The organism is Thioalkalivibrio sp. ALMg9, from assembly GCF_000380625.1.
Taxonomy (GTDB): domain Bacteria; phylum Pseudomonadota; class Gammaproteobacteria; order Ectothiorhodospirales; family Ectothiorhodospiraceae; genus Thioalkalivibrio; species Thioalkalivibrio versutus.
The window spans coordinates 301,762-321,791 of record NZ_AQYC01000009.1 but is presented as its reverse complement, the minus strand read 5'-3'; the positions used below and the strand labels follow the sequence as shown (position 1 = coordinate 321,791).

Here is a 20,030-nt window from a genome sequence, read left to right as displayed (position 1 = left end):
GCAACGCCCGGATGGTCGCCCGCAACGCTATTCGCGGCCCCTCACCCCGTCAAACGTTACATGGTGCAACACACGCCTCCTCAACACCCCACCACAAGCCGGATAAGTCATTGTTTTTATAGAGTGGCACGCGATCTGCATAGAGGCTTCGTGGACGAACCACAACGGAGACATCGATGCCTGCCCTGAGCCACACCATGAAACAGATCCTCGAAGGCCTGGCCTATGCCGACCTCGCCGAGATGCAACCGATGGGCGACAAGTATCGTGCGCTCGCAAACGACACCCCGACCGCGAATCCGCCATCGGTCGGCGCACCTCAAGCCGCTGCGCAGCCCGCACCGCGCCGGCGGATTGGCCTGTTCGTCGGGCCATTCGCTCCGCGCCCCGTGTTCGACTATGCCGCCGACAGCTGCGAGCGCCTGGATGCCGAGCTGGTTGTCCTGACCTTCCTGGGCAAGGCCGAGGCGGGCGCGCTGATCGACGGCTTCATGCGTGACACCGGCCCCCTGCCGCACGGCGTTCACATCGAGGCCCTGACCGGCGACCCGGAACGGGCCCTGCGCCGGGTCCTCGGTCGCGGTCTGCGTCTGGACTTCCTGGTCTGCGACGAACAGGGCTACCTCGGCCACCAGATCCTTGCCACCGAGACGGCCGCGGAATTGCCGGTGGTCATGGTCGCCGCACCCCGCAAACCGCGGCCGGGCGACACCCGGACCGCGCCGTCCGGCGCCGCGCTCCCCTCCGCGGGCTAGTCACCACCGCCGAGTTGCAGACCCGGCCGCAACGCATCGCGGCCGGGCCGAACGCGTTCGCCCGAATCCGAAACAAGGAACACCCCGTCTACATGAATACCGACCGGATCTACCGCCTGTTTCCCTTTCTCGCCTGGTTTCCCATGTCCGGGAAATCCGTCCGCGCCGACGTCATGGCCGGCCTCAGCGTCGCCATGATCCTGGTGCCCCAGGGCATGGCCTATGCCACACTCGCGGGCCTCCCCGTGGTGTACGGGCTGTACGCCTCGGCGATCCCGGCGATCGTCGGCTCGCTGTGGGGCTCCTCGCGCTTTCTGCATACCGGGCCGGTCGCGATGCTGTCGCTGCTGTCGGCCGCGTCGCTCGCGCCGTTCGCGGTGGCCGGCACCGAATACTTTATCCAGCTCTCGATCCTGCTCGCGCTGATGGTCGGCATCATGCGCCTTCTGCTGGGCGTATTCCGCCTCGGCATCCTGATGAACTTCGTCTCCCAGCCGGTCATCGTCGGCTTCACCAACGCGGCGGCGCTGATCATCGGACTCTCCCTGATCAACACCTTCTTCAATGTCCCGAAGCCCGATACCGGCGCCTTCCTGACCGACTTCGCCGGCGTCATTGCCCAGCTGGGGGAGGCCCACTGGCCGACCATCGCCTTCGGCGCCGGCACCCTGGTGATCCTCATGGTGATGCGACGGATCATGCCCCGCCTGCCGGGCGTGCTGGTGGTCGTCGTGCTGGGTACTCTACTCAGCGCCCTGACCGGCTTCGAGAACAACGAACGCATCACGCATGGGCAGATCCAGGCCACCGACGTGCGCAACCTGTACCAGGAGCTCGCCGCAACCCGCACGGAGATGGGTACCACGTCGGAAGAGTTGAGCGAGGCCAACAGCGCACTCAAGGAGGCCGAGAAGGCGGGCGAGGAATCACCCGACCTGGCGGTGCGCGTGGCCCGCCTGGAGGTCCGCGAGTCGCAACTCAAGCGCGAACTGAGCGACCTGCGCATAACAGCCCACCAGGTGCGCCTGGAGCGCACCGAGACCGCAGACGGCCAGGCGCGCTACCGCGCCTGGCATGCCGATGCCGAGGGCCGCCCATGGCGGCTGTCCGGCTTCGACGCGGAGCGCATCATTGTCGCTTCCGGCGGCCAGGTCGTCGGCACGATCCCCCAGGGACTGCCCAGCCTGCAGCTGCCGGTGCTGGACTGGGAGGTCATCCCGGCCCTGCTGCCCGCCGCGTTCGTGATGGCCCTGATCGGCTTCATGGAGGCGACCTCCATCGCGCGCGCGCTCGCCGCCCAGCGGCGCGAGAAGCTGAACCCGAATCAGGAACTGATCGGCCAGGGTCTGGCCAACATCGTCGGGAGCTTCTTCCAGTCCTACTCCGTCAGCGGCTCGTTCTCGCGCTCGGCGGTCGCGGCCCGCTCCGGCGCACAAAGCGGACTGTTCGCGGTGGTCAGCGCGATCGGCGTGCTGATCACCATGCTGTTCCTCACCCCCTATCTCTACCATTTGCCCCAGGCAGTGCTGGCGGCCATCGTGATATCGGCGGTGTTCGGCTTGCTCGACTTCCGGGCCCTGGCGCGGTCGTGGACCATCAACCGCGCCGATGGCCTGGCCGGATTCCTGACCTTCTTCGTCACGCTGTACATGGCCCCGGATCTCGCCAATGGCGTGATCGTCGGCGTAATCCTGTCATCGCTGCTGTTCCTGGTCGGCACCGTGCGCCCGCGTTCCGAGATCCAGGGCCTGCGCCCCGACGGTTCCCTGGCCGGGGCGATCAGCAACGACCTGCGTCCGGCCGGCCCACACTTCACCGTACTGCGCTTCGATGCCTCGTTGGTGTTCATGAACGTCGCCCACTTCGAGGACGCGGTCATGGACGCCGTCGCGCGCAACCCGAATGCCCGGGCGGTGCTGGTGCTCGGCAACAGTATCAACCGCATCGACGCCTCGGGTGTGGACAAGGTGCGCGCCCTGATCGGCGATCTTGCGGCCGCCGACTGCAAGCTGATGTTCAGTGGTCTCAAGAAACCCGTCCGCGAGGCCATGGAACGTGCCGGCCTGCTGGACGAGATCGGCCGCGGAAACATCTTCCCCAACAAGCGCGTCGCCCTCGCCGAACTGCAGCAGCGCGCCCTCGGCACCCCGGACCGAGTGGAAACCGCCAACCCGGCACTACCCGGCACTCGAGGCGACGATAATCCATCGTGAAAGGAGGCCGGGACTCGCCCATGCAAGGCCTGCCTTCCCGTCTATACTCGGCAGAAAGCGAGCATGCAACCCGTGGCGAACCCGAATTGACGCGTTTCGAGGAGATCCAGCTGGACGGCGCACACGCGATTGGGCCTTTGCGTGGGGGCCGCCTGGTCAGAACCTTTCCTGACGCGCCCGGGGCGCAATGCGATACTGACGCGCAGCCGGTCCTTGCCACTCCCCAGAACCCACCATCAGGTCTCGAACTCATGAATCTGCGCCTTCTCTCCCTTGCCGTCGCCCCGCTCATCGTCCTTCTGGCGGCGTGCAGCCCCGGTCAGTCCGACACCATCCCGCTCGAGTCGATACAGGCCATCGTCGACATCGGCCAGGAACACGGTTTCGACACCTTCGAGGAACTGGAGGCAGAAAGTGACCGGGAATTCGTCCTCAAGGGCTGGGACGACGCCCAGCTGCGCATGGAGACCCGGTTTAATCTGGATGGTGATCTGCTTCGCGAAGAACGCGTACGCGACCCCGATCACGCGGCGGGCATGACCGCCCAGATGATTCTCCGCTCAGCGGCCGTCGCGCGGGATCACGGCATGCTCCGCTTCAAGGAGATCGAGTTAGAAGACGACGGCGTCATCGAACTCGAGGGCATCACCGAAGACGGCGACGAGCTGAATATCCGACTCGATGGCAACGATTTCACGGTGTTATCACTTGAACGTGACTAACGTGTGTTCCCCCACCGGCCAGAGGTCCCCCTCCACCGCGCTCGGCGGCACTCATCAGTCGCGATACACGACCCGTCGCAGCATCCAGGGCCCGATCAGCTCGAAAACCAAGGTGGAGGTTACGACCGTGGACACGATGAGCCCAGCCTGCTCGGGAAAACGTTCGGCCGCCAGCAGCGCCATGCCGATTGCCACCCCAGCCTGAGGCGTCAGGGCAAGGCCGATCCCGCGCGGCACCCCCTGGGCCCGGCGCCCGGCCAGTCGCCAGCCCACCACGCCGCCAAGGTAGCGCCCTACCAGCCGTAACGCCACGTAGGCTAGGGTAAGCCACAGCACCGAGCCCAGCGCCAGCAGATCCACACTCGCACCGGACAACACGAAGAAGAAAACCAGGAATGGCCACTCGATATGCTCGATCTCGTTGAACGAGCGCTTGTGGTGCAATGACAGGTTGATCACCAGAAAGCCGGCGATCATGGCCGCCAGCAACTCCGACACCCCAAGCCACATCGAGAGCCCCGCGATGAGCAAGACCAGTGCCAGAGCCTCGGCCTGGGTCGGCTTGCCCGGCTCCAGCCGGCCGGTCAGCCAGGCCGCTGGCAGTCCCACGACAAGTCCCAGGAGAACGGCACCCGCGAGTTCCCAGCCGGCGTGCAGCAGCGCCCCCGAACCATCGCCGGCAAGGAACCAGCCCAGAAACGCCATCGCCAGGCCAAAGGCCAGGATGCCCCAGGCGTCGTCGATCGCGACCACGCCGGTCAGCACCCGTGCCGCGCGGCTGCGCGGGCGTCCTTCCGCCAGGATCTCCTCCACCGCGGCCGGGTCCGTGGCCACCGAAATCGCCGCCAGCGTCAGGGCGAGCACCAGAGGGAAGCCCAGCAGGAGCAGCCCGCCACCCACAACCAGCGCACCCACCCCCATCACGGCAAGCGAGAGGACCAGAATCAGCGGGCCCAGCTGGCGCAGGCGCCGCAGCGTCAGTTGCCCGCCCAGCAGAAACGCCACCATCACCAGCGCCAGCTGGATCAGGGGCTCGGCCAGATCCCCCAGAGGGCGGCCGCCTTCCTGCCCCAGCACCAGCTGCTGAATCGCGGCAACCACCAGGCCGACGATCACCAGCAGGGAGATCCGGGGAATCGCCGTTCGCCGTGCAATCGTGTCGGCCAGGATGCTGGAACCCAGGATGGCCCCCAGCAGGATCAGCGCGACCGCTCCGGCATCCGGCGCAAGGAACTCCTCGGAGATCCAGGCGAGGTCGCTCATCGGATCACCGCTTGCCCAGTCAGGCCTCCGGGCGCAGGTGCGGGAACAGCAGCACGTCGCGGATCGAAGCGCTGTCGGTCAGCAGCATCACCAGGCGGTCGATGCCAATGCCCTCCCCGGCGGTCGGCGGCAGGCCGTACTCCAGCGCGCGGATGTAGTCGGCGTCAAAGTGCATCGCCTCGTCGTCACCGGCGTCCTTCTCCGCAACCTGGGCGCGGAAGCGCTCGGCCTGGTCTTCCGGATCGTTCAGCTCGGAGAAGCCGTTCGCGATCTCGCGCCCGCCGACAAACAACTCGAAGCGATCGGTGACGAACGGGTCATCGTCGTTGCGCCGCGCCAGTGGCGAGACCTCGGTCGGATAGGCGGTAATAAAGGTCGGGTGACGCAACTGGTTCTCGGCGGTGTACTCGAAGATCTCGGTCCACAGCTTGCCGAGGCCAAAGCTTTCCTTGATCGGGATCTCCAGGCGCTCGCAGTGCGCGCGCACCTTCTCGATATCCTCGAGGTCGGCGTCCGCGATCTCGGCATTGTGGGCCAGGATCGCCTCGCGCACGCTCATGCGGGTGAACGGCTTGCCAAAATCGTAGCTCTCGCCCTGGTACTCAATGGTGGTCGTGCCCAGCACGTCCTCGCACAGCCCGCGCAGCAGGGTCTCGGTCCGATCCATCAGCGCGCGATAATCCACGAACGCCTCGTAGAACTCGAGCATGGTGAACTCGGGGTTGTGCCGCGTGGACAGCCCCTCGTTGCGGAAATTGCGGTTGATCTCGAAGACCTTCTCGAAGCCGCCGACCACCAGGCGCTTGAGATACAGCTCTGGCGCGACGCGCAGGTACAGCGGCATATCCAGCGCGTTGTGATGGGTGGTGAACGGCCGCGCGGTCGCCCCGCCTGGGATCACCTGCATCATCGGGGTCTCCACCTCGATGAAATCCTGATCCTCGAAGTACTCGCGAATGTAGCGCACGATCCGGGTACGGGTGCGGAACAGCTCGCGGCTGTCCAGGCTGGTGATCAGGTCCACGTAGCGCTGGCGATACCGCTGTTCCTGATCGGTCAGGCCGTGGAACTTCTCCGGCAGCGGACGCAGGCTCTTGGTCAGCAGACGCAGCTCGTCGAGCTGGACCGTCAATTCCCCGGTCTTGGTCTTGAACAGCCTGCCCTGGCCACCCACGATATCGCCCAGATCCCACTGCTTGAACGCCGGGTACACGCCCTCCGGCAGGCTGTCGCGCTGCGCGAACAACTGGATGTCGCCCGACTGATCGCGCAGGCGGATGAAGCTTGCCTTGCCCATCACGCGCTTGCCGACCATGCGCCCGGCGACCGTCACGCGAATCCCCTGGGCCTCCAGCGCCTCGCCCTCGGTCTCGTCGTGCGCGGCGTGCAGCGCACCCGCCAGCGCATCGCGACGGAAATCGTTGGGGAACGCCGGACCGGCCGCGCGCAGCTCGTTCAGCTTGCTGCGGCGCTGCGCGACCAGCTTGTTCTCGTCAGTGGTTTCGGTCATCAGAAATCCATGCAATAGATAGACTTACAAGCCACTCTTGAGACTGGCTTCAATAAAGGGGTCGAGGTCTCCGTCGAGCACGCCCTGGGTGTTGCCGACCTCCACGCCGGTGCGCAGATCCTTGATCCGCGACTGATCCAGCACGTAGGAGCGGATCTGGCTGCCCCAGCCGATGTCGGACTTGGTGTCCTCCACCGCCTGCTTCTCGGCATTGCGCTCCTGCAACTCGCGCTCGTACAGCTTGGCGCGCAGCTGGTTCATCGCCATCTCGCGGTTCTTGTGCTGCGAACGCCCGGCCTGACACGCCGCCACCACTCCGGTCGGGACGTGGGTAATGCGCACCGCCGAGTCGGTGGTGTTCACGTGCTGACCACCGGCGCCGGAGGAGCGATAGGTGTCCACCCGCAGATCCGCCGGATTGATCTCGATCTCGAAGTTCTCGTCGATCTCCGGGGAGGCGAACACCGACGCGAACGAGGTATGCCGGCGGTTGCCGGAATCGAACGGAGACTTGCGCACCAGCCGGTGCACGCCGGTCTCGGTGCGCAGCCAGCCGAAGGCGTACTCGCCCTGGATGTGCACGGTCGCACTCTTGATCCCGGCGGTCTCGCCCTCGGAGAGCTCGGTGACCTCCGCCTTGAAGCCCTTGTGCTCGGCCCAGCGCAGGTACATGCGCAGCAGGATGTTGGCCCAGTCCTGGGCCTCGGTGCCCCCGGAACCGGCCTGGATATCGAGGTAGGCGTTGGCCGCGTCCATATCGCCGGAGAACATGCGGCGAAACTCCAGGCCCTCGATACGCGCGGTCAGCGCCTCCACATCGGCCTCGACCGACGCCGCCGTCTCCTCGTCGCCATCCGCCTCGGCCATCTCCAGCAGGTCCCGGCTTTCATCCAGCTGGGTGCCGATCTCGCGGATGTTGACCACCACGCCCTCAAGCTGGGCCCGCTCCTTGTTCAGCGCCTGGGCCTGCTCCGGGTCATTCCAGATATCCGGGTTCTGCTCCAGCTCGCGCTGGACTTCCTCTAGCCGTTCTTCCTTGGCAGGGTAGTCAAAGATACCCCCTAAGGCCTTCCAGGCGGCCTTTCAGGTCATCGATCAGGGAATACAGCGCGTTCAGTTCCATGGCAGTTTCCGTCGGGTGCCGTGGCGCACACGGCAGGTTCGATCACGTGGCGAGAAAAGCCGCGCAGTATAACACCCGACAGCGGCTTCAGGGCCGGCGGGGACGGCGCCAGAACGCCAGCGCGTCGCGGCGTTCCAGCACCAGGGCGCCGGCGCCCGACCCGGCCGTGGATTGCGGATCAACAAATTCCAGCGCGCCCAGGCCGCCACGGAGCAGAGCCCGCAGCTTCGGCGCCACCACGTCGTCGGCAACCGACTCCAGAAGCTCGAGCCGGCGCTCGAGCGACGGGGCCGCCTCCAGTGCCTCGACGACGACCACGGTATCGCCGGATTCCGCCGGGTCGGCCGCCGGGTCGGCTGCCCAGTCGACGCCGGCGCCCCGCGCCAGCCAGTGCGCGACCACACCGCCGCCGCACACACGGCCCACACTCGTTGGGCCACCGGGATGCCCGGGCGACCAGGGCCAGAGGCCATGCACGGCCCCACGCCCCTCCCGCTCGCGCGCCAGGTTCACCGGGTGCTGGAACCAGGCCATCTGCAAGGCGTTGGCCAGTACCTGCAGGCGCCGAGCCACATCGCCCTGCATCGACGGCGCCACCATGGCGCGCCCCATGCCGATCGACGGTGGCGGGCCCGACGCATCGCCCTCGGCGTCCATCCGCAACTCCCACAAGCCGTCTTCGCTCAGGGCCAAGGTCGCCCCGGCCGCCTCCAGTTCCGGCTGTGCAGCCGACCACAAGGCCTCGCGCTCGGCCTCCGACACCGGATCCACCGGATAGGCCACCAGGTCCTTCATCCCCGCAGTCAGCTGCACCGGCTGGACCAGCCAGGTTCGCCATCCGGAATCGGTTGGCCGGTATCCCAGCCGCTCGGCCAATGCGGCCTCCCACCCTGGTGCTTCCGTGCCGGTGACCCCGCCCCGCGCCCGTCCGAGCCAGCGCGCCAGACGTCGCACAGAGAGCGGAGGCGCACCGGCCACCGCGCCCTCGGGCGCTGCCCACAGGCCGGGCAGCAGGTGAATCACCCGCCGGCTTGCACCCGGCCGTGTCATTGATCGGACCCGTAGCGCCCCTTCGGCACGTCGCGCTCCTTCGCCGGATCGTCCTCGATCCCCGGCGTGATGCGACCTTCGTCGTCATATGGGAGCCGGACATGCCCGTAGCGAAGCACCAGCACTGCGCCCGCCAGAATCAGGACCCCGGCAGTCACCGCGATCAGCTCCCATACGTCCATGTCCTTCATGTCGATGATCACGTAGCGCGCCAGCGCGACGATCGCGATGTAGATCGGCAGGCGCACCGGGAGACGCCCGGAACGCAAGTAGATCCCGACCATCGCCAGCACCTCAAGAAAGATGAACAGCAACAGCAGGTCGGCCAACCCCACCCACATCGCCGAGACCATGGTGGCGATTTCCTGCAGGATCGCGATCACGGTGGCGACGGCGATCACCACCAGCACGGCCACTTCGACATGATGCAGGGCGCGGCGCCCGGCGCGTTCGACGTTCATGCATTCACCACAATTGCCCCAATAAGTCCGGCCATCCTACCACCCGCCCCGGGCACGAACGCTCAATTCTCCCATTGGTCTATACCAATAGACACAACGATCTGAAGCACCCGCGATGACTAAACCTCTCCACATCAAAAGCCCGCCCGCTACGCACCGCATCCAGTGGTCCGCCGCACGCGGTTTCGTCGCGGGACTCGCCCTGCTGGCGCTCGCGCTGCCGGCCGCCGCGGAGGACTACCCCGCCGATTCCGCGATCGCGTGGCAGGACTGGGACAGCCAGCTTTTCGAGGAATCCGAGGCACGCGAGCGGCCCATCTTCTTTTATTTTCACGGCCAGTGGTGCACCTGGTGCCGCGACTTCCAGGACGAGTCCCTGGAGAACCCCGACGTGGTGGACACCATCGACCAGCACTACATCCCGGTCCTGGTCGATCTGGACGAACGTGCGGATCTGTTCCGGCGCTACGGTGGCCGCGGCCTGCCCTTCGTGGTCATCGTGAATCACGAGGACGAGATGCTGACCCGCTTTACCGGTCACGTGAATGCCCGCGACCTGCAGAACATCCTGGTGGCCCAGCGGGACATGTTCTCGGTCACCGGTCGCGAGATCACGCCGGACGATGCCGCGATCGACGATCTTGAAGCCTTCATGGAGATGCTCGACGAGGTCTATGATGCCCGCGCCGACCGCCTGAGCGGCAGCGCCACCTTCGGCACCCTCAGCAAGCGCCCGCAGCCCTGGACCTATCGCTTCCTGCTCACCGCCGAAGGGTGGCGGGATCGCATGCCCGGGCTACTCGACCAGATCGCGGAGGACCTCTACGACGAGGTCGAAGGCGGCTTCTTCTTCTTTCACGATCCGGACCAGCGCGACCCCGTCCTGGCACTGGAGACCTCCAAGCGCCTGGACCAGAACGCGGCGTTCCTGTGGCTGTTCTCCGAGGCCCATGACACCACCGGCGACGAGCGCTACGCCGAGATCGCCCGCGGCATCCGCGACTACCTGCAAGACCACCTGTGGGACAGCCGCCAGCTGCGCTTCGGCAACAGCCAGTACGCCGACCGCGACTACTACCAGCTGGACCCGGAGACGCGCACGCAAACCGACCCGCCCCGCGTCGACCGCAACACCTACGCCGACACCTCGGGCCAGGCCATCGCCGCCCTGGCGAACATGGCGCGGGTAATGGAAGACCGGGAAACGCTTGCGTGGGCGCGCGAGGCCCTGGCGGCGCTGGATCGCTACCTGAAGACCGAACAGGGCTACCTGCACGGCATCACCGCGGCGGGTCGCCCGGCGATGGAGGGCTACCTGCCCTCGCAGATCTGGCCGGAGATCGCCCGCCAGGAACTGGCGCGCGCCACGGAGGCACTGGACGGCGAGCGACCGGAGATGCCCGACCCGCTCGCGGCACTGGACCGGCTGGAACCGTTCTTCAACGAGGAGCTGGGCGCCCACGCCGAACGGATCGGCACCGACCTGGAACCCTGGTCCGAGACCCGCACCCAGGCGGCGCTGGCCTGGTGGCTCTACCGCCTGCCGGACGCCGCCATCGAGGAATCCCACATCGATCGCAACATGGTGCGCGAACGCCTGCGCATCGAGCCCGGTGCCGACCCCGACGACGTCGCTCTGGGCTTCGACGCCCTGCGCCGGGGCTTCTGAAGCCCGTTGCAAGGCCTTGCGATCGCTTATCCGGCGTCACACCACCCCCCCGGTTTCCCAGGATGGCGAGCCGAACCTGCGCTGTGCCTGGCTCCGCCGTTAGGCCTGTTGACGGAACCCCGCAACCTCGCCCTGTAGCTGCTGCGCCAGGGCCTCCAGCGCCTCCACCGCCTGCTGCATCTCGTTCGCCCCGTCGGCATTGCGCACGGCAATATCGTTGATGTGGTGGATGTTGCGGTTGATCTCTTCCGCCACCTGGCTTTGCTCCTCGGTCGCGCTGGCCACCTGGCGGGTCATGTCGTCGATGGCGGTCACCGAGTCGTGGATGTACTCCAGGGTCTCGCCGGCCTCGCCCGCCTTCGCCACGGAGGTCTCCGCATGCTGCTGGCTGACCTCCATCGCCTGCACCGCGCGGGTGGCCCCGCCCTGCAGGCGCTGAATGATCTCGCGGATCTCCCCAGTCGAGTCGTTGGTGCGCTGTGCCAGGTGGCGCACTTCGTCCGCCACCACCGCGAAGCCCCGCCCGGCCTCGCCGGCCCGCGCCGCCTCGATGGCCGCGTTGAGCGCCAGCAGGTTGGTCTTCTCGGCGATCTCCTCGATCACCTGCAGGATCGTGCCGATGTTGTCGCTGTCACCTTTCAGCTCCACGATCACATTGTTCGCCTGACGAATCTCGCCGGCCAGCGTGTTGATCGCACCCTGGGTCGCCTGCACCACGGTGCGCCCGCCTTCCGCCGCACGCGTCGCCTGCCCCGCGCTCTCGGCCGTGCTCTGCGTGTTGTTGGCGACCTCCTGCACCGTGGCAGACATCTGGTTCATCGCCGTGACCACCTGCTCCACATCACCGCGCTGTTCGTGGGTGGCACGCGTCAGTTCATTGCTGCGCCCATCCAGCTGCCGCGCCGAGGCGGCAATCCCGTCCGCCGCATCGGCAACCTGGCGAATGAGCCCGGAAAGCCGGCCCATCACCGTGTTGAAGGCCGCGCCGGTGCGCCCGATCTCGTCGTCGGTCGTCACCTCCACGCGGTGCCCGAGATCCGCGCGGCCCTCGCCGATCGCCTCCAGCCCCTCGGCCAGGCGCTCCATGGGGCGCGTCAGCACATTGGCGTAGAACCAGCCAATACCCAGCGCCACCACGAACGCGACGATCCATAGCACCCACAGCAGCCACCACAACTGGGTCACCAGCGCCGCGTCCACACCCGCGGCCAGATCGCCCTTCATGGTGTGGAAGGTCACCCCGCCCATGATGGACAACGGCACGGTGCTCACCACGATCACCAGGATAATCAGCTTCAGTCGCAGCCCACCCAACGGTCCAATCTTCATCGACGCCCTCCTTTCCGTCCCTTAACGACCAGCCGATCCCGGTCTTGAGCCCGACACAGTATCCATCCACCCCGCCCCTATCGTCTTGATCCGGGTCAACCTCAGGTCCCAACACAAGCCAAAAATCGTTTCACCACGAAACGAATGAAGGCACGAAGAAGATCAACGGCGATTGCGCCACAGAGGACACGGAGAAAATGGAAAGGCTTTCAACTTGAAGCAGGGGGCTCGCTTGGTTTCAGCGGTCGGGCCAGTGGCAATGGCTAACAGACGTTCCAGACAGAATTCGTCCTTTCTCTGTGTCCTCTGAGTTGATAGGCCTTTGGCCTTGACCTTCTTCGTGCGCTTCGTGGTGAATAAAGCCCTTGAGCGGGCGCTCGCCTCACCCCCGATACCCAGACACAAAAAACCCGCGGTCCCGAGACTCGGGACCGCGGGTTCGCGGTACTGCTTTAGCGGGTCCGCTTACCGGCTGCGAGCCGCGCGGTTGCCGTTGGCGGACGGGCGACCGTTGCCGCCGCGACCACCACCGGGCTTGCCGCCGCGACCGTTGCGCGGGGCGCCGTTGCGGGCACCACCGCCCGGCTTGCCACCCGGACCGCCACGGCCATTCGCGTTGCCGTCATTGGCGGCGGGCTTCGGCGTGGCGAAACCCTCGGTCTCGATACGGTCGATCGGACGCTTGATCAGGCGCTCGATGCCCTTCAGCAGCTTGATCTCCTCGCCATCCACCAGCGACAGCGCGGCACCGGCGGAGCCGGCACGCCCGGTGCGACCGATGCGATGCACGTAATCCTCCGGCACATTCGGCAGTTCGAAGTTGACCACCTGCGGCAGCTGGTCAATGTCCAGGCCGCGCGCGGCGATATCGGTGGCCACCAGAACCGGCACCTGACCGGACTTGAACTGCTTCAGCGCCTTGGTACGGGCCGCCTGGCTCTTGTTGCCGTGAATCGCCTCGGAGCGCACGCCGTCCTTCGACAGCTTCTCGGCCAGGCGATTCGCGCCGTGCTTGGTACGGGTAAACACCAGCACCTGTTCCCAGTTGTTGGTGCGGATCAGGTGGCTCAGCAATTCGCGCTTCTGGCTGGTCTCGACCAGGTGCACGCTTTGCTCCACGCCCTCGGCGGCCGTGTTGCGCGGCGCGATGTCGATCTCCGCCGGGTTGTTCAGCAGGCCGTTGGCCAGCTTGCGGATCTCGTCGGAGAAGGTCGCCGAGAACATCAGGTTCTGGCGGTTCTTCGGCATCATCGCAATCAGCTTCTTGATATCACGGATGAAGCCCATGTCGAGCATGCGATCGGCCTCGTCGAGGACCAGGATCTCCACACCGGACAGGTCGATGGTCTTCTGATTGGCGTGATCCAGCAGACGCCCCGGCGTCGCCACCACGATGTCCATGCGATCACGCAGGGCCTTGATCTGCGGGTTCATGTTGACACCGCCGAAGATCGTCATCGAGCGCATCTTCAGATTGCGCCCGTAAGTCTTCACGGATTCGTGAACCTGCGCAGCCAGCTCGCGGGTCGGGGTCAGCACCAGGCAACGCGGGCGGCCATTGCCGGCCTGCGGCGCATCCGAGGTGGAAAGGCGCTGCAGGATCGGCAGGGTGAAGCCGGCGGTCTTGCCGGTGCCGGTCTGGGCAGCGGCCAGCAGGTCGCCTCCCTTCAGGACTTCCGGGATGGCCTGGGCCTGGATCGGGGTCGGGTGCTGGTACCCGGAGGTTTCCAGCGCACGCAAAAGGGTATCGGCCAACCCGAGGTCGGCAAAGGTCGTATCAGTCATGGAATGCTCCAACGCCACCCGCCACTCGTTCAACACAGAGCACCCATCGGGGGAAACGAAATCAGGGGGATCACTGCGAGCCGGAAGGCTCTGGATCAAATGAACGGACGCTGACGGGCGGGGCGTTCGATCCGGGCACTATACGCCTTTTGTCAATGAAAAGACACCGCTCCATACCCCATCGGATATATATTTGTTTTGTGCGGGAATATCCGCTAGCTTCATCTCAAAAAAACCGATGCCAACGCAGCACCGGTCAGGCCGACGCGACCCCAAATAACAACGATCGGCCATCAGGGGAACAAAATGAAACGCAACCTGCCTGTCACCGGGATCGAGGCGGACTACCCGGAGAGTGCCAATATCCTCTCCACCACCAACCTCAAGGGGGCCATCAGCTACGTCAACCCAGAGTTCATCGACATCAGCGGCTTCGAGGAAGAAGAGCTGCTGGGCAAGAATCACAACGTGGTTCGTCACCCGGACATGCCCCCTGTCGCATTCGAGGACCTCTGGCAGACCGTTCAAGGCGGACGATCCTGGATGGGAATGGTCAAGAACCGCTGCAAGAACGGCGACCATTACTGGGTCAGCGCGTACGTCACACCGGTGACCGAGGACGGTCAAACGGTCGAATACCAGTCCGTCCGCACCAAGCCGCAACGCGAGCTGGTGGAAAAGGCCGAATCCGTCTACGCCGCCCTGCTCGAGGGGCGCATGCCCCTGTCGCTGCGTCTGCCACGCATTGGCATCAAGACCCGGGCCGTCGCCTCGGTGGCCGGTGGCGTGCTGCTGGGCCTGATTGCCAGCCTCGCCCTGACCGGCATCACCTGGGGCTCCGCACTGATCTTCACCCTGACCACCCTGCTGGTCGCCGGCCTGCTCGTCTGGACCAGTCTGACGCCGCTTTGCCGCGCGGTGGCCCACGCCCGCCGCATCGCCAACAACCCGGTCAGCCAGTACATCTACACCGGGCGTACCGACGAGGCCGGCGAGATCCTGTTCGCGATGCAGATGCTTGAGGCAGAGGCAGGCTCGGTCGTCGGGCGCATGGGGAACGCGGCCGAACGCCTTACCCGAACCGCCGACGCCCTGGTCACTGCGGTCGGTGACAGCCGGCAAGCCTGCAACCATCAACAGACCGAGACCGAGCAGGTGGCAAGCGCCACCCAGCAGATGGTGAACAGCGTGCAGGAGGTCGCCCGCAGCGCCCAGGGTGCGGCCGATGCAGCCGACCGGACCGACCGCGAAGCCGGTGCCGGAAGCGGCGTCGTGGCCGAAAGCACGCAGGCCATCGAAAACCTGGGACAGCATATTCGCGATGGATCGGGTGTGATGGCCGAACTGGAACGCCACAGCCAGGACATCAGCAGCGTTCTGGACGTGATCCGCGGCATCGCCGAGCAGACCAACCTGCTCGCCCTGAACGCGGCGATCGAGGCCGCACGCGCCGGCGAACAGGGGCGAGGCTTCGCCGTGGTGGCGGACGAGGTGCGCACACTGGCCAGTCGAACACAGGATTCCACCGCCGAAATCCAGCAGATGATCGAGCGTCTCCAGGATCGCGCGCGGGCTGCGGTGGCGTCCATGGAACAAAGCCGCACGCAGGCCGAAACCAGTGTCGAACAGGCCCGGCAGGCGGCGGCGGCACTCGAAAACATCACCTCGGGCGTCGGACAGATCCGCGACATGAGCACCCGGATTGCGGCCGCCGTGGAACAACAGGGGACCGCCGGGGAAGAGATCCGCCGGGGGGTCGACTCGATCCGCAGCGCCGCCGACACCACCGCGAACCGGGCCGATCAAAGCGACACCGCCGCCCGCGAGGTCGCGCAGCTCGCAACCGGACTGCAAGGCCTCGCCCGGCAGTTCTGGGCAAGACATCGCTGAAAGGGAAAGCTCCCCAGATGACTTCCCCATCCGATCGGTACCTGCGGCAACATATTGCCCTCGCCTCCGGCGTTCTGCTGGCGCTATTGCTGTTACCGCTGGCGATCTGGATGCTCGGGGCGGAGCTGCCCCGCATCCTGCCCAGCGAACACCTGACCGCCTTCCACACGGGCGCGGAGTTGTTCGCGGTGGTTGTGGCAGTACTGGTGTTTGCGGTGGGCTACCACGTAATCGACCGCCGCCGCGTGGCCGCTTCTCTGCTGCTGGCGTGCGCCTTCCTGGCGGTCGCGTTGCTTGATTTCCTGCACCTGATGACCTTTCCGGCCATGCCGGATTTCATCACCCCGAACTCGCCACAACAGACATTGTTGTTCTGGCTGGCCGCGCGCCTGGTCGCGGCGGCGGCGTTGCTCGCCTACGTGGCCCTGCCCATGGTCTCGCAAAGCGACGGTCCACCACGCCATGTCTACCTGATCGGGAGCCTCCTGCTAGTCGCCTTGCTGGCGTGGATCGGACTTTGGCATGCGGAAATCGTCCCGCCCCTGTTCGACCCGGTCAGCGGGCTCACGCCCATCAAGGTGGGGCTGGAGGCGCTGGTGATCAGCCTGCACCTGGCCACCCTGGCCCTGCTCGCCCTGCGCCGTGAGCTGCTGCAACGTCCGGGTATGCCCCTGGTCGCCGCCGCCCTGGTCATCAGCATCGGCAGCGGGCTGTTCTTCATGTTCTACGACGACCTGACCGACACCCCGTTTGTACTCGGCCATATCTACAAGCTCGCGGCGTATCTCCTGATCTACCAGGGCCTGTTCCTGGAAAGCGTGCGCTCGCCCCTCCAGCGCCTGCACCAGGCCCACCGCGATATCGAGATGCGCGAGCAGCGTTACCAGCAACTGGTGGAGACGGCCCCCGACGGCGTGCTGGTCACCGACATGGACGGCCGTATCGTGATGGCCAATCGCAACATCGAACGCCTGTTCGGCTATCCACGCCAGCAATTGATCGGGCAACCGGTGGAGCGGCTGGTCCCCGAACGCCTGCGCGAACGCCACCGCATGCACCGGCGGGCACATGCCCACACCATCAACCGCCGCACCATGGGGCAGGTGCCCCACCTGCGCGGGCGCCGCATCGACGGCACCGAGTTCCCGCTGGACATCAGCCTGAATGCTTTCGACGACAGCGAAGGCCGCCGCATCACCGCGTTCATCCGCGACATCACCGACCGCCAGCGCCGCGAGGCGCGGATCCAGCACCAGGCCACCCACGACAGCCTGACCGAACTACCCAACCGCTGGCTCCTGCACGACCGCCTGACGCAGGGGATCGCCCAGGCCGAACGTCACGGCCACCCGATCGCCGTCATGCTGCTGGATCTCGACAACTTCAAAATGGTCAACGACACCTTCGGCCATCACGAGGGCGACCAGCTGCTGAAGGCCGTGGCCGCCCGACTTCAGGGCGCCCTGGACCAAGAGGCGACCATCGGGCGTTTCGGCGGCGACGAGTTCATGATCCTGCTGACCAACGTCGAGGACGAACAGGCCATCGGCCAGGTCGCCCAGCGCATCCTCGGCATCTTCGGCAGCCCGTTCCAGACCGAACACACGCGCAACCTCGCCTCCACCGGGAGCATCGGTATCGCCCTGTTCCCGCGCGATGCCCGCGACGAATGCACCCTGGTGCGTTACGCCGACATGGCGATGTATGAGGCCAAGCACTCCGGACGCAACACCTATGCCTTCTTCTCGCAGCACCTGGACGCCCAGGTGCATGAGGAACAGCGCCTGCAGCAACGCCTCCAGCAGGCGCTGGAGAACCACGAACTCGAGCTGCACTACCAGCCCCTGCTCGATGTCGCCTCGAACCGCATCATCGGCGTCGAGGCCCTGGCACGCTGGACGGACACCGAGCTCGGACCGGTTGCTCCGGCACGCTTTATCGCCAGCGCCGAGGCCAACGGACTGATCCTGCCGCTGGGCGACTGGGTCATCCGCACGGCCTGCGAGCAGCTCGCCCAGTGGTCCCGCGCGGGTCTCGACCTCCGCGTCGCGATCAACATCTCCGCCATTCAGTTCCGCCAACATGACCTGGTGGACCATCTGGGCAGGGCTCTCCGAGCCACCGGCGCCCCACCCGAGCACCTCGAAATCGAGGTCACCGAAACCGTGGCCATGGCGGACGTCGCATTGACCCGCGATCAACTGCGCGGGCTAAAGGCCTTGGGCATCCGGGTCGCACTGGATGATTTCGGCACCGGCTATTCCTCCCTTGCCTACCTGAAATCGCTGCCGATCGACAAGCTCAAGATCGATCGCTCGTTCATCGCCGACATCGGCCAGGACCCGGAATCCGACATGATCCTGCGCTCCATCGTCCACCTCGGCCACAGCCTGGGCCTGACCCTGGTGGCCGAGGGCGTGGAGACCGAGGCACAGCGCGACTTCCTCCGGACGATCGGCTGCGACCTCTACCAGGGCTGGATTCATTCAAGGGCCATGGCGCCTCTCGCCCTCGCCGACTGCCTGGAGACACGCCTGGTCTGAAGCGGGGCCCCCACACCACCCCGTCGTCCCGGACACCGCGTAGCGGTGATCCGGGATCCCCCGGCCGGCCACCGCGACACCGAAGATCCCGGCTCCGCGCTGCGGTACGGCCGGGATGACATCAAGGGGAAGGACACCCACCATCAGCTCGAACCAGCGAGCGATCATTTTGCGTATCGCTCCGCCTGGCCTCCAACGCCTGCGCGCCAGCCAGCAACAAAAAGGCCGCCCGAAGGCGGCCTTTCGTGACCGAATCCAGCCATTCGCGCCGCCATCGAACCCCCGGCGACGCGGCGCTGGATCAGTACCCCGTACTGCCGTGCACGTCCGGCGGGGCCTCGCGCGTCAGCATCGACCACGTCAGGTGCGCCATCACCTCGGGCGCCACCACCGTATGGCGGTTCCCGCTGTTCTGCATCCCCTCGCGCAGCTCCTGGCGGACCTGCGGCTGCCCGGTCAGATCGAAGATCACGTCCACCTGATCCCCGCGCGCCACGAGATCCGCAACCGACTCCAGCGGGATCCCCTTCGCCTCGGCCAGCCGGCGCCCCTCGGTCTCGCCCTGCTCCGAGGCCGCGCAGATCGTCATCCCCGGCAGACCGGACTCCAGCAACATCTCGAGGAAGCGGCCGCCCACCCGGCCAAGCCCCACCACTGCAATCTGAATCGACATATGCACTCCATCCTTTTCTATTTTTGTTGTTTCCATGCATGCCCACGGTTGCCATCCGCCGGGCACGCTCCCCGACTGTAGGCCATGTGCGGCGCCCACGCACGCCAACCCGTGCACCGGGCCGCCCCGCCCGCCATCCGGCCATTTGGAGCGGCCCGCGGCACGCCCTAGAGTGCCCTGAGTTTGCCAACCAACCGGAGCCCCCCCATGGAAAACGTTCACCTGCCGATCCGCGCAGACCGCCGCGAGCAGGGCAAGATCATTCAGCGCATCGAACGCCTGGAGGGAGTGGAGCTGGAATTCACCGACCTCGACGTCGGCGACTACCTGCTGCCAAACGGCGTCGTGGTCGAGCGCAAGTCCGCCACCGACATGGTGCTCAGCGTCGTCGACAAGACCCTGTGGGAGAGCGCCGCCAAGCTGAAGGCCAACTACCAGCAGGTCGTCTACATCGTGGAGGGGGACCTCTACGAGCCGCGTTTCCACCAGCAGGCGCTGGACATCCACCGCGCCCTGGCCCACCTGACGATCGCCCTCGGGATCAGCGTCCTGCCCAGCTCCGATGCCGACAACAGCGGCATGCTGATCTACCTGCTGGGGCTGAACGCACAGATCGAGCCGGACCCGTCTGACCGCCCGACCAAGCCCGACACCCGGCGCAAGGCTGCCGAATTCATCGTCAGCGGCCTGCCCGGCGTCGAGGCCGACCAGGCCCGCGACCTCCTGCGCGACATCGGCAGCGTGCGCGACATCATCAACGCCGATGCTGCCACCCTCGCCCAGACCGACGGCCTCGACGCAGAACGCGCCCAACGCATCGAATCCGTCGTCACCTACGGCAGCCGCACCACCTGAACCCCCCCCGAGCGGCCAGCCGCACGACCCTCTGTGGGAGCCTAGTTGCAGGCGAAGCCCCCGCCAAAGCCGGACCTGGACAGCGGACGATTGGCGAGGTGATGCGAGTCGCGGGGCTCATCGCATCCGACAATGCTGCCAACCCCGGACACGGGCAACGGACGTAGGATGCGGATGAGCGCAGCGAAT

15 protein-coding genes are annotated in these 20,030 nt (G+C 66.3%); 7 read left to right on the top strand and 8 right to left on the bottom strand.

The genetic code is table 11. The features are described from left to right. The first annotated feature begins 176 nt into the window (after positions 1-176). The 3 genes from F792_RS0110635 (at position 177) to F792_RS0110625 (ending at position 3,690) form a co-directional block, all read left to right on the top strand. On the top strand, positions 177-755 hold the full coding sequence (locus F792_RS0110635; RefSeq protein ID WP_018169579.1) for a hypothetical protein: 579 nt from the start codon (positions 177-179) through the stop codon (positions 753-755). 92 nt (positions 756-847) lie between these two features. Further along, on the top strand, positions 848-2,968 hold the full coding sequence (locus F792_RS0110630) for a SulP family inorganic anion transporter (protein ID WP_018169578.1): 2,121 nt from the start codon (positions 848-850) through the stop codon (positions 2,966-2,968). A gap of 251 nt (positions 2,969-3,219) precedes the next feature. After that, on the top strand, positions 3,220-3,690 hold the full coding sequence (locus F792_RS0110625) for a PepSY domain-containing protein (protein WP_018169577.1): 471 nt from the start codon (positions 3,220-3,222) through the stop codon (positions 3,688-3,690). A 54-nt stretch (positions 3,691-3,744) separates the two neighbouring features. Here F792_RS0110625 and F792_RS0110620 read toward each other — a convergent pair whose 3' ends face one another. From F792_RS0110620 to F792_RS0110600, 5 genes are all read right to left on the bottom strand, one after another. Further along, the gene (locus F792_RS0110620; RefSeq protein ID WP_018169576.1) at positions 3,745-4,953 is read right to left on the bottom strand and encodes a cation:proton antiporter; all 1,209 of its coding nucleotides are present in this window, start codon (positions 4,951-4,953) and stop codon (positions 3,745-3,747) included. Positions 4,954-4,972: 19 nt separating this feature from the next. Next, the gene (gene lysS, locus F792_RS0110615) at positions 4,973-6,463 is read right to left on the bottom strand and encodes a lysine--tRNA ligase (protein WP_018169575.1); all 1,491 of its coding nucleotides are present in this window, start codon (positions 6,461-6,463) and stop codon (positions 4,973-4,975) included. A 24-nt stretch (positions 6,464-6,487) separates the two neighbouring features. Beyond that, positions 6,488-7,586 (bottom strand): peptide chain release factor 2 gene (gene prfB, locus F792_RS0110610; RefSeq protein ID WP_143592437.1). Its coding sequence is split into 2 segments (ribosomal slippage): positions 6,488-7,513 and positions 7,515-7,586, totalling 1,098 coding nucleotides; the frame shifts between segments, so codons are not numbered across the junction. A gap of 87 nt (positions 7,587-7,673) precedes the next feature. Continuing rightward, positions 7,674-8,462: a hypothetical protein gene (locus F792_RS0110605; protein ID WP_018169573.1), complete on the bottom strand. Its 789-nt coding sequence runs from the start codon at positions 8,460-8,462 to the stop codon at positions 7,674-7,676. A gap of 170 nt (positions 8,463-8,632) precedes the next feature. Beyond that, positions 8,633-9,097, bottom strand: a complete 465-nt coding sequence (locus F792_RS0110600; RefSeq protein WP_018169572.1) for a phosphate-starvation-inducible protein PsiE — start codon at positions 9,095-9,097, stop codon at positions 8,633-8,635. 115 nt (positions 9,098-9,212) lie between these two features. On the opposite strand from F792_RS0110600, the gene F792_RS0110595 reads away from it, so the two are divergent. After that, the gene (locus F792_RS0110595) at positions 9,213-10,766 is read left to right on the top strand and encodes a DUF255 domain-containing protein (RefSeq protein ID WP_018169571.1); all 1,554 of its coding nucleotides are present in this window, start codon (positions 9,213-9,215) and stop codon (positions 10,764-10,766) included. 99 nt (positions 10,767-10,865) lie between these two features. On the opposite strand, the gene F792_RS0110590 is transcribed toward F792_RS0110595, so the two are convergent. Together F792_RS0110590 and F792_RS0110585 are read right to left on the bottom strand one after the other, a co-directional pair. Further along, on the bottom strand, positions 10,866-12,095 hold the full coding sequence (locus F792_RS0110590; RefSeq protein WP_018145889.1) for a methyl-accepting chemotaxis protein: 1,230 nt from the start codon (positions 12,093-12,095) through the stop codon (positions 10,866-10,868). A 465-nt stretch (positions 12,096-12,560) separates the two neighbouring features. Then, positions 12,561-13,880 carry a DEAD/DEAH box helicase gene (locus F792_RS0110585; protein ID WP_026305961.1) on the bottom strand — a complete coding sequence of 440 codons (1,320 nt, stop codon included), beginning with the start codon at positions 13,878-13,880 and terminating at the stop codon, positions 12,561-12,563. A 306-nt stretch (positions 13,881-14,186) separates the two neighbouring features. On the opposite strand from F792_RS0110585, the gene F792_RS0110580 reads away from it, so the two are divergent. Together F792_RS0110580 and F792_RS0110575 are read left to right on the top strand one after the other, a co-directional pair. Further along, complete coding sequence (locus tag F792_RS0110580; RefSeq protein ID WP_018145891.1) at positions 14,187-15,770, top strand: PAS domain-containing methyl-accepting chemotaxis protein; 1,584 nt, start codon at positions 14,187-14,189, stop codon at positions 15,768-15,770. A 17-nt stretch (positions 15,771-15,787) separates the two neighbouring features. Continuing rightward, positions 15,788-18,313 carry a bifunctional diguanylate cyclase/phosphodiesterase gene (locus tag F792_RS0110575; RefSeq protein ID WP_018169569.1) on the top strand — a complete coding sequence of 842 codons (2,526 nt, stop codon included), beginning with the start codon at positions 15,788-15,790 and terminating at the stop codon, positions 18,311-18,313. 301 nt (positions 18,314-18,614) lie between these two features. Here the strand turns inward: F792_RS0110575 and F792_RS0110570 are convergent, their stop codons facing one another. Then, complete coding sequence (locus F792_RS0110570; protein ID WP_018169568.1) at positions 18,615-18,986, bottom strand: hypothetical protein; 372 nt, start codon at positions 18,984-18,986, stop codon at positions 18,615-18,617. A 207-nt stretch (positions 18,987-19,193) separates the two neighbouring features. On the opposite strand from F792_RS0110570, the gene F792_RS0110565 reads away from it, so the two are divergent. Continuing rightward, the gene (locus F792_RS0110565; RefSeq protein ID WP_018169567.1) at positions 19,194-19,841 is read left to right on the top strand and encodes an ERCC4 domain-containing protein; all 648 of its coding nucleotides are present in this window, start codon (positions 19,194-19,196) and stop codon (positions 19,839-19,841) included. Positions 19,842-20,030 lie beyond the last annotated feature (189 nt).